Origin of the sequence: Pseudomonas sp. Irchel 3E20 (assembly GCF_900187645.1) — a bacterium.
GTDB lineage: Bacteria > Pseudomonadota > Gammaproteobacteria > Pseudomonadales > Pseudomonadaceae > Aquipseudomonas.
Genome location: NZ_FYEE01000007.1, coordinates 93936 through 106859, shown reverse-complemented (window position 1 = coordinate 106859; position 12924 = coordinate 93936). Strand labels below are relative to the sequence as shown.

Below are 12924 nucleotides of genomic sequence, written 5' to 3'. Positions count from 1 at the left end.
AAATTCAGGTTGATCTGCAAACAGGTACACCCGCGCTTACTGCGCGGTGTGGTCAAAGCGGCGCAAATCCAGGGTCATGGGCAGTTCGTTGTTGATAACCGGCGGCGTCGCCGTCCACGGCCCGGGGCTGTGGCCCAGGCGGAAGAACCGCGCCATGCGTCGGCTCTCGGCTTCGTTGGCGTTTACCGGCAGGCTGTCGTAGTTGCGCCCGCCCGGGTGGGCGACGTGGTATTGGCAGCCGCCCAGGGAGCGCTGCATCCAGGTGTCGAACAGGTCAAAGACCAGCGGCGCGTGGGCCGCGATGGTGGGGTGCAGGCAATTGGCCGGTTGCCAGGCGCGAAACCTCACCCCAGCGACGAACTCGCCGATGCGCCCGGTGGCGTGCAGCGGCACCGGGACGCCGTTGCAGGTCAGCGTGTAGCGGTCCGGCGCCAGGCCCTTGAGCTTGACCTGCAAGCGCTCCAGGGACGAATCGACGTAACGCACCGCGCCGCCCGCCGCGCCCTCCTCGCCCAGCACATGCCAAGGCTCCAGGGCCTGGCGCAGCTCCAGCTCGACGCCGCCGACCGCGTAGTCGCCAACCTTGGGGAAGCGGAATTCCAGGTGCGCGGCGAACCACTCGGCGCGCAGGGCATAGCCGGCGGCGTTGAGTTCGACGATGACATCGGCGAAGTCCTGCTCGATAAAGTGCGCCAGCATGAAGCGGTCATGCAGCTCCGTGCCCCAACGCGCCAATTTGGCCGGGGCGTAGGGCTGGCGCCAGAACCGCGCCACCAGCGCCCGCAGCAGCAACTGCTGGGCCAGGCTCATGCGCGCATGGGGCGGCATCTCGAAGGCGCGTAACTCCAGCAGGCCCAGGCGCCCGGTGGCGCCGTCCGGGGAGTAGAGCTTGTCGATGCAGAACTCGGCGCGGTGGGTGTTGCCGGTAACGTCGATCAGCAGGTTGCGCAGCAAGCGGTCTACTCGCCAGGGCGGGCAGTCCTCACCCGGCGCGGGCATCTGTGCGAAGGCGATTTCCAGCTCATACAGGCTGTCGTTGCGCGCCTCGTCTACCCGTGGTGCCTGGGACGTAGGCCCGATAAACAGGCCGGAAAACAGGTACGACAGCGACGGGTGGTTGTGCCAGTAGCTAATCAGGCTGCGCAGCAGGTCGGGGCGGCGCAGGAACGGCGAGTCGGCCGGCGTGGCACCGCCGAGGACGAAGTGATTGCCGCCGCCAGTGCCGGTGTGGCGCCCGTCGATCATGAATTTTTCGCTGCTCAGGCGCGTCTGCCGGGCCTCTTCGTAGAGGAATTCAGTACGCTCCACCAACTCGTCCCAGGTGGCGGACGGTTGCACGTTGACCTCGATCACGCCAGGGTCGGGGGTGATGCGCAGGTTGCTCAGGCGCGGGTCGGCGGGCGGTTCGTAGCCTTCAAGGAGGATCGGGCAATGCAGCGCCTGGGCGCTGGCCTCGATGGCGCTGACCAGTTCCAGGTAATCCTCGAGCCGCTCCAGCGGAGGCATGAACAGGTACAAGCGGCCCTCCCGCGCCTCGGCGCACAGGGCGGTGCGGGTCAGCCAGTGGGCGGATTCATCCACCTCGGGCACGCGCTCGTTGGCCACGGCCGGTTCCCCCGGCGCGCGGTTGGCGGGCAGCTCGGGCAGTTCCTGGTTGGGGTCGCGCGGGTGGACGAAGGGGTATTCGGCGGCGCTCACCCAGGGTTGCGAGGCCAAGGGCAAGCGGTAGCCCAGGGGCGAATCTCCCGGCACCAAGCGGCAATCGTGGTCGCGCAAAAACCAGCGGCCGCTTTGCCACTGCTCGCCACTGGCAGTGCGCGCCAGCGGCAAGACCTGGCCGATGACCTTGCCCAGGCCCTGGCTGAACACTTTGCGCAAGCGCGCACGCTCCAGTTCATCCTCCAGGCGCGAATCTTCGGCGCGCACATTGACGGGCAAGGCGCCTTCGCGCCACAGGTAATAGACGTGGTCTTCATAGGCCGGGAACACGAAGCGGCTGGGCAACTTCAGGCGTTCGGCGACGCTGGCCAGAAAACGCCCGGCCAGTTCGCCATCGGCGCCGTAGTCTTGCTGCTCGTCGGCGATCAGCGCCTGGTTGTGCCACAGCGGCACGCCGTCACGCCGCCAGTACAGGTTCAGCGACCAGCGCGGCAGCGGCTCACCGGGATACCACTTGCCCTGGCCGAAATGCACCAGCCCCTGGGGGCCATAGCGTTTGCGCAGGCGCTGGAACAACTCGGCCGAGAGCCGGCGCTTGGCCGGGCCCAGCGCGGTGGTGTTCCACTCGGCGCCATCGGGGTCGTCGATGGAGACGAAGGTCGGCTCGCCGCCCATGGTCAGGCGCACGTCGCCGGCCGCCAGGTCGGCATCGATTTGCCGGCCCAGGGCCTGGATCGCCAGCCACTGGTCGTCGGTGTAGGGCTGGGTGACCCGCGGCGCTTCCCAAATCCGCTCCACGGACATTTCGTGGCTGAACTCGCACTCGCTCGGTTCCACCAGGCCACTGATGGGTGCCGCCGAAGACGGATCGGGGCTACAGGCCAACGGGATATGCCCTTCCCCGGCAAACAGCCCGGAGGTGGCGTCCAGGCCGATCCAGCCTGCGCCGGGCAGGTACACCTCGCACCAGGCGTGCAGGTCGGTGAAGTCCACCTCGGTGCCGGACGGGCCGTCCAGGGCTTTGACGTCGGCGGTGAGCTGGATCAGGTAGCCGGACACGAACCGCGCCGCCAGCCCCAGGTTGCGCAGCAGTTGCACCAGCAACCAGGCCGAGTCGCGGCACGAGCCGCTGGCGTGCGCCAGGGTGTACTCGGGGGTTTGCACCCCCGGCTCCATGCGGATCAGGTAGCGGATGTCGTTGCTCAGGCGCTGGTTGAGGGCCACCAGAAAGTCCACGGCCGGCAGCGGTGTGCGGTCGATGCCGTCCAGGTAGGCCTTGAAGGCTGGGGTCAGGGGCAGGGTTGCCAGGTACGGCGCCAGCTCCTTGCGTTCATCGGCGCCGTAGCTGAAGGGGATTTTTTCCGCGTAGGGCTCAAGGAAGAAGTCGAAGGGGTTGAACACCGCCATTTCCGCCAGCAGGTCGACCTCGATGCGCAGTTCAGCGGTTTTTTCCGGGAACACCAACCGCGCCAGGTAATTGCCCTGGGGGTCTTGTTGCCAGTTGATGAAGTGCTGCTCGGGCCACACCTTCAGGCCATAGGACAGCACCCGCGTGCGGCTGTGGGGCGCCGGGCGCAGGCGAACGATCTGCGGGCCGAGCTCGACGGCGCGGTCGTAGCGGTAATGCGTGACATGGTGCAATGCGACATGAATCGACACGGCGTGCCTCCTGCGAGCCTTGGGCGTCTTTGAAAGCGCGCAAGAGTTATGCCACCCGGCATCCTCGGCGCTTTCTCCATTTGCTCAACGCAGTACAGCACCAAAACCGCGCAATGCAGGATTTGTGCAGGTGGCAGGCGCACATAAATGTGGCGAGCCCTGCTCGCGATGCCCCCAACGCAAAACGCCAGCCCGAAGGCTGGCGTTCTATCCACAGGCGCTGGCGCTTAGCGCGGCACGACCGGTTTGCGCGCAGGTTTGGGGCCCTTGCCCTTGGCCGCGTCCTTGCGTTCCTTGGCGGCCTGCTGGTTGCGGGCGAACGCGGCGGCCTTGGCCTGTTCGCGCTTGTCCCAGGCATTGCCGCCGTCACTGGCACGCGGCGGCAGGCCGGTGTGCTGGGTGAGGATCTTGGTGGTTTTTTCCTGGGCCACTTTATGGCTGCCCGCCGGCGTGGAGTTCTTGCGCCGGGCACTCTGGTAGCTGTCGGTGGCCGGTTGGTGCAGCGGGATCAACTGGTTCTTGCCCGGCCCGATCAGGTCGGCACGGCCCATGCGGGTCAAGGCTTCGCGCAGCATCGGCCAGCCCTTGGGGTCGTGGTAGCGCAGGAACGCCTTGTGCAAGCGGCGCTGCTCCTCGCTCTTGACGATGGTCACGCTGTCGCTCTTGTAGGTGACCTTGCGCAGCGGGTTCTTGCCCGAGTGGTACATGGCGGTGGCGGTGGCCATGGGCGAGGGGTAGAACGCCTGCACCTGGTCGGCGCGGAAACCGTTGCCCTTGAGCCACAGGGCCAGGTTCATCATGTCTTCGTCGGTGGTGCCGGGGTGGGCGGCGATGAAGTACGGAATCAGGTACTGCTCCTTGCCTGCCTCCTTGGTGTACTTCTCGAACATGCGCTTGAACCGGTCGTAGGTGCCGATGCCCGGTTTCATCATCTGGTTGAGCGGCCCTTCCTCGGTGTGTTCCGGGGCGATCTTCAAGTAGCCACCCACGTGGTGGGTCACCAGCTCTTTGACGTACTCGGGCGATTCCACCGCCAGGTCGTAGCGCAGCCCCGAGGCGATGAGGATCTTCTTCACCCCCGGCAACGCACGGGCGCTGCGGTACAGCTGGATCAGCGACGAGTGGTCGGTGTTCAGGTTCGGGCAGATGCCGGGGAACACGCAGGACGGCTTGCGGCACGCTGATTCGATTTCCGGGCTCTTGCAGGCGATGCGGTACATGTTCGCGGTCGGGCCGCCGAGGTCGGAGATCACGCCGGTAAAACCAGGGACTTTGTCGCGAATTTCTTCGATCTCGCGAATGATCGACTCTTCGGAGCGGTTCTGGATGATCCGCCCTTCGTGCTCGGTGATGGAGCAGAAGGTACAGCCGCCGAAGCAGCCGCGCATGATGTTCACCGAGAAGCGGATCATGTCGTAGGCGGGGATTTTCTCCTTGCCGTACGCCGGGTGCGGAACGCGGGCGTAAGGCATGCCGAACACGTAGTCCATTTCATCGGTGGTCATGGGAATGGGCGGCGGGTTGAACCAGACGTCCACTTCGCCATGCTTCTGCACCAAGGCGCGGGCGTTACCCGGGTTGGTTTCCAGGTGCAGCACGCGGTTGGCGTGGGCGTAGAGCACCGCGTCGTTGCGCACTTTTTCCACGGAGGGCAGGCGGATCACGGTCTTGTCGCGGGTCATCTTCGGGCTGGCCAGCAGCTGCACAACCTTGGCTTCGCTCGGGTCTTCGACCGGGCCTTTTTCCTGCTCGATGGCGCAGGCCTGGGTGTCCTGGGTGTTGACGTAGGGGTTGATGATCTTGTCGACCCGGCCCGGGCGGTCGATGCGGGTGGAATCCACCTCGTACCAGCCTGCCGGGGTGTCACGGCGGATGAACGCGGTGCCGCGCACGTCGGTGATGTCTTCGATCTTGTGCCCGTAGGACAAGCGCTGGGCAACTTCGACAATGGCCCGCTCGGCGTTGCCGTACAGCAGGATGTCGGCGCTGGCGTCGATCAGGATCGAGTTGCGCACCCGGTCCTGCCAGTAGTCGTAGTGGGCGATGCGGCGCAGCGAAGCCTCGATGCCGCCCAGCACGATAGGCACGTTCTTGTAGGCTTCCTTGCAGCGCTGGCTGTAGACCAGGCTGGCGCGGTCCGGCCGCTTGCCCGCCATGCCGCCGGGGGTGTAGGCGTCGTCGGAGCGGATTTTCTTGTCGGCCGTGTAGCGGTTAATCATCGAGTCCATGTTGCCGGCCGCGACGCCGAAGAACAGGTTCGGCTCGCCCAGTTTCATGAAGTCGTCTTTGGACTGCCAGTTGGGCTGGGCAATGATCCCGACGCGAAACCCCTGGGATTCCAGGAGCCGGCCGATGATCGCCATGCCAAAGGACGGATGGTCGACGTAGGCATCACCGGTGACGATGATGATGTCGCATGAATCCCAGCCGAGCTGATCCATCTCCTCCCTGCTCATGGGCAGGAATGGCGCTGGACCGAAGCATTCGGCCCAGTACTTGGGATAGTCAAATAACGGCTTGGCTGTTTGCATGACGGTGACCGGTGTTGAGATGAAAAATCGCGGGCGCGGAATATAGCACAAAATTTGACCAATTCCGACCGCAACGGTCGGCCTTTACCGCCTCGCGCCCCACTCGCCTGTTTTGCCCCGCCCATGGCACTAGATATCCAACGCAGGCGCAGGCAGCGGAGCAATAGTCTGGCCCGAACGATGGCCCACTCATTCCGACCTGCGGTGACCCACTTGAACGACGCCTCTCCCGTTGCAAAAGCCCTGCCTCAGCACGCCCGCTTCATTCACTACCACTTGCCGACATGGCTCAAGCAAGCCACACCGCCCCTGCGTGCCGCCCTGCGCACCAGCCTGCTGGCCAGCAACCAGTCGCGGCATGACATGGCCGAGCTGCTCAGCCCCCTGCAAAACCCGGTCGAGTTTGCCAGCCCACTGCTCAAGAACGCCTTGCGCCAGGAGTTCCTCGACCTGCTGGACAGTGACCGCACCACACTGGTGCGCGAATGGAAAACCACCCACATCCTGGGCCTGGTAAAGACCCACCGGCAAACCACCACACAATCGCTGCTGGAAGCGGCCCTGCAGAATTTCGACGCGGCAGAGGCTGAGGATGGCGGGTTCGAGACCGGTTCCGGCCTGTACACCGACGAACACGGCAGACAGGAAAAAAGCGTCGTCACCCCGGTCATGTTCGCCGGGTTCTGCCGACGCCTGAACCTGGGCCAGCGCTTCCAGGAGCACCTGGACAGCGTGCTCAGCGCCACCAGCGGGCCGGACGCGGCGACCGTGTTACGCCGCTGCGAGCAGGACGCCCTAGCGGTGGCCGCCCATATCGCCAGGATCAAGGGGGTCATCTCCCCACGCCTGTATGAATCGCTAATCACTCTGCAAGCGAACGGCGAACACCCCGACCTGCGCTGCGCGCACTTGACCATCAACAACGTGCCACTGCCCGGCATTCTGGTGATTTACGACAAACACATCGACGCCGAGCAGGTGCTCTACATCCCCCAAGACCCCTACGGCCCCTTGTACCAGTACCCGTCGTTCCAGGCCCTGAAAGATGCGCTGGCCAACCGCCTGGAACAGCCGGGTTACGAGACGTTCTTCAAACGCTTCGTGCCCCAGCGCCACCACGGCCGCCTCTATACCCTTAAGCCCCACACGTACCGATGGGTCACCCACTGGCCCAACGGCCCCCGCCTCATCAACGAGCCGGCGAGCATCGTCGAGCCTGTGGCGCGCCAGTTGATCCAAGGCGATGTGCTGAGTGCCAGTGCCGCGCTGCACATCGCCAAGATCAAGGAGGATGCCAAAGTGCTCGCCGTGTCCTCAGCAGACGCCGATCTGGCCGCCCGTGAAGTACGCCTGCAAGGCTATGAGGACCTGGGCAAATCGCTGTTGTTCTTCGCCCTGTCCTTCGTGCCGGTAGTCGGCGAAGCGATGCTGGCGGTGACCGCCGCCGAAGTCATCCACTCGGTGTACCACGGGTTCGAATTCTGGAGCCGCGGGGACAGTGTCGCCGCCCTGAACGACCTGCTGGACGTGGCCGATACAGCCGCATCGCTGGTATTTACGGCGGCCGCGGTCAAGGCCGGCGGGGCCGTGGCCAAGCTGGTCAGCGTCAAATTGCGCAACGGCAACTGGCGCCTCTGGAACCCGGACCTGACACCTTACCGGCAAACCTTGCAGTTGCCCGGCGCCCTGCCCCCCGATAGCCGCGGTTTGTACGCGTTCAACGCCAGTCACTACGTGCGCCTGGACGACCAGCTCTACCAGGCGCAACTCGACACGGCCAGCAACCAGTGGCAACTGCTACACCCCCAGGACCCGGACGCCTACCGCCCGCCGCTGCTGAGTAATGGCGCCGGCGGCTGGCGCCTGCCCCATGAGCGCCCGCAGGAATGGAACAACCTCAAGTTGATAAAACGCCTGGGGGCAACCACCGCCCATATCCAGGCCGAGGATGTAGAGCCACTCATGCTCATCAGCGGCATCGACCAACCCGCGCTGCGCCAGTTGCATCAGGAAGGCATGCGCCCGCCCGCGCTGCTGCGCGACAGCGTGAAACGCCTGAACCTGGAACGGGCCATCGACGGTTTCGACCTGGCGCAAGCCGAAGGGCAAAAGCTGACACCCGAGTCGCCCTTTATCCAACTGCACCTGGTGACCCTACTGCCCGAATGGCCGGCCAATCACAGCGTGAAAGTGCTCGACCCGTCGGGCAACACCCTGCTCGCGCTACCCGCCGCCGAGCCGCAAGGCGAGCGCGAGATTCAAGTGCCGCTGGCCCGCTTGCACAACGGCCAATTGCTGCAATGCCTGGAAGAGCAACTCGACACCGACACCTACCTTGCCCTGATTGACGACACCTACTTGCCCTACGTCAGCAACCCCGACCGACTGGCCTTGCGCCTTCACGAAGAGGCCCTCGAATACAAGAAGGCCTTATTCGCGCGGCTCTACCAGGGCACCGAGCAACCGGAGACCACGACCGAAAAAACCCTGCGCCAACTGCTGCCCGACCTGCCCAAAAGCTACCTGCAAGACCTCAGCCTCAGCCTCGGCCACCCTGAGCAGCAACGCCTGGTGCGCGAGGAAAGCCTAAACCCGCTGATGCACGAAGAAGCGCTGCAGTACCACGAAGAGGTGCTGGCACGCGCGCCCTATGAAGGCCTGTTCCTCGACACCCTGCACAGCGCCGACAGCGATCTGCTGGCGTTTGTTTGCCTGGAGCAACTGCCCCGCTGGCCCCAGCACCTGCGCCTGGAGATGCGCGACGCCCTGCACAACAACCGTTTGCTGGGTAGCGTCGGCGATGAGACCGCTACTCAAACCCTCACCCTTTCCCGCAGCGCCAGCACCTATGTGGTCGCCGATACCCCACGCCAGACGCCCGCCGATCTGTTCACCACCCTCGCCCGCGCCCTGCCCGAAGCCGATCGCAACGCCCTGTTCGGCACGGCCCAAGTCGAACCCAGAGTCATTCACGACGCCCTACGCGCGACCGTGAAACAACGGGTGGAAAATGCCGTGGCCTACATGCAAGCGAGCACTGCGGTGGATACGGCCGCGGCCAGCCCTGGCGGGGGCTTCGATGAACTGTTCGCCGTGCCCACCACCCCGCCACGACTGACCCTGCGCGAAGACAATATCTATGAGCAGCCCCGCCGGGATGTGGGTGGCTACAACCATTACGTGCAGGAAAACAATCTGTATTACCAGGTGCGTAACGCCAACCCCGGCTGGCAACTGGTGGACGCCCGCAACCCCTGGCGCGCCTACAAACCCTACATCCGCCCCAAGACCGACGGCGGCTGGGAAATCGCCACAGACGCCGGCTTGCTGGGTGGCGGTATCGGTCCTTCGCGCTACCGGGCGGTGGAACCGAGCAGCAGCACCTTCTACACCGCTTCGGACTACCTCATGCCCGAGCCGTTTACGACGCAAGAGCTGGCACGCATGCGCCAACGCTCGGCGACCAACGGCGTACCCAACAAGATCGGGGAGTACGACCGGGTCAACAATGGCCGCTACCCACTGCGCGACAACTATGACCGACCGCTCTACATCACCCAGATCCGCCCGCCGAACGACGAACCACGCTTCGCCACGGAGCTGGTGATGCCTTATCTGGAGCGCGAGGGGTATGAACGGGTAGCACAGCTCTATGAGGAAAAACTGAAAGTGCGCACTTTTATCGAAAGCGACGCGCGCAGCCCGCAAGAACGGGTGATGATCGGCCAACACACAGTGGTGGCCCGCAGGGACCTGCGCAAGGATGAAATTCTGGGGGTTTATGGCGGGCGGTTGATCCCCAGGTGGCGTGCCGACCAGAGCAACAATGCCTTTGTGATCGACGTGGAAGACCTGCCCCCTTACAAACGGGCGATTCGCGAACGCTTGCGTGCTGGCGATTACTTGTCGGGCGACAACATCCTTTCGCGTATCAACACCCTGTTCGAGTTCCCCAGGAACCGCTCGCCCCGCCAGGCCCGCCAAGGCTATAACGCCCATATGGTGAGCTACGCGGTGAAGGCCAGCCGTGGCCAAGAGGAGGCGCAGAGCTTGCAGATCAGCGTGCTGTTCACCCTCACGGACATCCCCGCCGAAACGGAGCTGCGCTGGGACTACGGCTACACCTCGGAGCAGATCCGCCGGATCATGACCCGAGCGCCGTGAGAGAGGCGTTACTCGTCGTCAAAGTTGTAGCTGCCCGGCGCCAGGTTCTCGAAGCGCGTGTACTTGCCAATAAACGCCAAGCGCGCCGTGCCGATGGGGCCGTTACGCTGCTTGCCGATGATGATCTCGGCAATGCCCTTGTGCTCGGTCTCGGGGTGATACACCTCGTCGCGATACACGAACATGATGACGTCGGCGTCTTGCTCGATAGCGCCGGATTCACGCAAGTCGGAGTTGATCGGGCGCTTGTTGGGGCGTTGCTCCAGGGAGCGGTTGAGCTGGGACAGGGCCACCACCGGGCAGTTGAACTCCTTGGCCAGGGCCTTGAGGGAGCGGGAGATCTCGGAAATTTCGTTGGTGCGGTTGTCGCCCCCCGAACCCGGGATCTGCATCAATTGCAGGTAGTCGATCATGATGAGGCCGATGTCGCCGTGCTCACGCACCAGGCGCCGGGTGCGGGCGCGCATCTCCGAAGGGCTGATGCCGGCGGTATCGTCGATGAACAACTTGCGGTCGTTGAGTAGATTGACCGCCGAGGTCAGGCGCGGCCAGTCGTCATCCTCCAGGCGACCGGCGCGGACCTTGGTTTGGTCGATCCGCCCCAGGGACGACAACATACGCATAATCAGCGATTCGCCTGGCATCTCCAGGGAATACACCAGAACCGCCTTCTCGCTGCGCAACACGGCGTTTTCCACCAGGTTCATCGCGAACGTGGTCTTACCCATGGACGGACGACCGGCGACGATAATCAGGTCCGAAGGCTGCAAGCCACTGGTCATGCCGTCGAGGTCGGTGTAACCGGTGGACAGGCCCGTGATGGCGTTATCGGTGTTGAACAGGGTATCGATGCGGTCGATGGCCTTGGTCAGCAGGTCGTTGACGCTGACCGGGCCACCGGTTTTCGGCCGGGCCTCGGCGATCTGGAAAATCTGCCGTTCGGCTTCGTCGAGAATCTCCTCGGCGGTGCGCCCTTCCGGGTTGAAGGCACTGTCAGCGATTTCAGTGCTGATGGCGATCAACTGGCGCAGGGTGGCGCGCTGACGGACGATCTGTGCGTAAGCCTTGATGTTGGCGACCGACGGCGTGTTTTTCGCCAGTTCACCCAGATAACCGAGGCCGCCGACCTGGGCACTCTGGCCTTCCTTGTCCAGTTGCTCGGCCAGGGTCACTACGTCTATCGGTGAGTTCTGGTCCGCCAACTTGGCAATGGCGCGGAAGATCAGGCGGTGGTCATGGCGATAGAAGTCACCGTCCGAGACTTGATCGAGCACGCGTTCCCAGGCGTTGTTGTCCAGCATCAGACCACCGAGCACAGCCTGTTCGGCCTCGATGGAATGGGGCGGGACCTTCAGGGCAGCGGTTTGCAGATCGTATTGCTCGGGAACAGAGATATCGTTCATGGCCACTTGGAATTGGGGGTGGTGAAAAATCGGAAGCTGCAGAAAAACAAAAGGCACGACCTGTAAACAGGATCGTGCCCGATGTTAACCGTCCAGCACACAAGGTGCCAGACGATTGCGTGCTGCTTAAGCAGCCACCACAACAACGCGTACGGTTGCTTCGACTTCGGCGTGCAGGTGCACGGCCACGTCGAATTCGCCAACGTTGCGGATGGTGCCGTTTGGCAGACGAACTTCGCTTTTTGCCACTTCAACGCCAGAGGCGGTCAGTGCATCAGCGATGTCGTGGGTGCCGATCGAACCGAACAGCTTGCCTTCGTCACCAGCGGTGGCAGTGATAGTCACTTCCAGCTCAGCCAGTTGGGCAGCACGGCTTTCAGCCGAAGCTTTCTTGTCCGCTGCTGCTTTTTCCAGCTCGGCGCGACGCTCTTCGAACGCAGCCAGGTTGGCAGCGGTCGCAGCGGTAGCCTTGCCGTAAGGCAGCAGGTAGTTACGACCGTAGCCGGCCTTAACATTTACTTTGTCGCCCAGGTTGCCCAGGTTGGCGACTTTTTCCAGAAGGATCAGTTGCATGTGAAAATCCTCTTAACTTTTAACCTTCACCGTTCGCGCTATCGGCGTCTTTCGGCGCCAAACGACCGCGAAAATCAATCAGGCTGTCGACAATGGCCAACACCACGAGCAACGGATAGATCAGCTGCATGAACAGCAACAGCGTTACGTACAACCCCACCAGCCAAAACTTGGCCAGACGCTTATGCGCCACCAGCCCGTGCATCAGGGCCAGCCCGGCGAACACCAACGGTACGCTGCACAACGGCGTCAACATGGCCATCTGGGAACCGAAGTTCGGCCCCACAAGCATGCACGCCAGCAGCAACATCGCCGGCCCCAGCGGGATTCGGATGGCGCGAAACTCGCGACCAAAACCACCCGGGTTGTACAACAACGCCTGCCAATAACGCCCAAGCATCAGGCTCAACAAGCTGACGACCTGCAACAATGCCGCAATCAGGCCGGTTAGGACCGGTGCCACCAGTGCTGCGAGACGCGCTCGCTCCTCTACCGAGAACTGCTGGTAGAGATCCCCGAGGGCCAGCGGCAGGATTTTTATCAATTCCTGCGCCAAGCCTTCGATCTGAGGGCGGAAAGCCGCACCCAACACCACTGAAAACACCAACCCCATCGCTATGCTGACCAGCAGCACGCGGTTCCAGGACTCGCTTGCGCGCAAAACCAACGCAAGGCCCGAAGACCCCAGCAGCACCATGAGTGCGCGAGGATCTGAGGAGTACAGCCACCAGAACAAGGCCGGCAGCAATCCCAGGGCAACGACGCCCAAGGCATCCTTCAAACCGCGCCGCAGCAGCACAAGGCTTCCTGCGGCAGCACCCAACCAATACAACAGCGGCAATGCAGCACATCCGGCCACTACAGCAGTGGCCTGCACACGACCGCGCATGATGAACTCAGCTAAGGCGCGCATGCATTCAATCCCTTACTACGTG

Annotated in this window: 6 protein-coding genes; 1 reads left to right on the top strand and 5 read right to left on the bottom strand. The window is 63.6% G+C overall.

Going from position 1 to position 12924, the window contains the following annotated elements; genetic code table 11:
* Positions 1-36: 36 nt before the first annotated feature.
* Entirely contained in the window at positions 37-3318 is a 3282-nt protein-coding gene (locus tag CKW13_RS14795; protein WP_095109368.1) for a DUF2126 domain-containing protein, read from the bottom strand.
* A 227-nt stretch (positions 3319-3545) separates the two neighbouring features.
* The gene (locus tag CKW13_RS14790; protein WP_095109367.1) at positions 3546-5849 is read right to left on the bottom strand and encodes a YgiQ family radical SAM protein; all 2304 of its coding nucleotides are present in this window, start codon (positions 5847-5849) and stop codon (positions 3546-3548) included.
* A gap of 180 nt (positions 5850-6029) precedes the next feature.
* Between CKW13_RS14790 and CKW13_RS14785 the strand changes: the two genes are divergently transcribed.
* Complete coding sequence (locus tag CKW13_RS14785) at positions 6030-10013, top strand: dermonecrotic toxin domain-containing protein (protein WP_095109366.1); 3984 nt, start codon at positions 6030-6032, stop codon at positions 10011-10013.
* Between the two features lie 8 nt (positions 10014-10021).
* Here CKW13_RS14785 and dnaB read toward each other — a convergent pair whose 3' ends face one another.
* From dnaB to CKW13_RS14770, 3 genes are all read right to left on the bottom strand, one after another.
* Positions 10022-11416 carry a replicative DNA helicase gene (gene dnaB / locus CKW13_RS14780; RefSeq protein ID WP_095109516.1) on the bottom strand — a complete coding sequence of 465 codons (1395 nt, stop codon included), beginning with the start codon at positions 11414-11416 and terminating at the stop codon, positions 10022-10024.
* A gap of 126 nt (positions 11417-11542) precedes the next feature.
* Positions 11543-11989, bottom strand: a complete 447-nt coding sequence (gene rplI / locus CKW13_RS14775) for a 50S ribosomal protein L9 (protein WP_027617542.1) — start codon at positions 11987-11989, stop codon at positions 11543-11545.
* Between the two features lie 19 nt (positions 11990-12008).
* Positions 12009-12902 carry a hypothetical protein gene (locus CKW13_RS14770; protein WP_095109365.1) on the bottom strand — a complete coding sequence of 298 codons (894 nt, stop codon included), beginning with the start codon at positions 12900-12902 and terminating at the stop codon, positions 12009-12011.
* Between the last annotated feature and the right edge of the window lie 22 nt (positions 12903-12924).

What these genes read in the sequence shown, in the direction of transcription:
- CKW13_RS14770 (WP_095109365.1), bottom strand. Translation starts at nt 12,902, where the DNA reads ATGCGCGCCTTAGCTGAGTTCATCATGCGCGGTCGTGTGCAGGCCACT.
- CKW13_RS14785 (WP_095109366.1), top strand. Translation starts at nt 6,030, where the DNA reads ATGGCCCACTCATTCCGACCTGCGGTGACCCACTTGAACGACGCCTCT.
- rplI (WP_027617542.1), bottom strand. Translation starts at nt 11,989, where the DNA reads ATGCAACTGATCCTTCTGGAAAAAGTCGCCAACCTGGGCAACCTGGGC.
- CKW13_RS14790 (WP_095109367.1), bottom strand. Translation starts at nt 5,849, where the DNA reads ATGCAAACAGCCAAGCCGTTATTTGACTATCCCAAGTACTGGGCCGAA.
- dnaB (WP_095109516.1), bottom strand. Translation starts at nt 11,416, where the DNA reads ATGAACGATATCTCTGTTCCCGAGCAATACGATCTGCAAACCGCTGCC.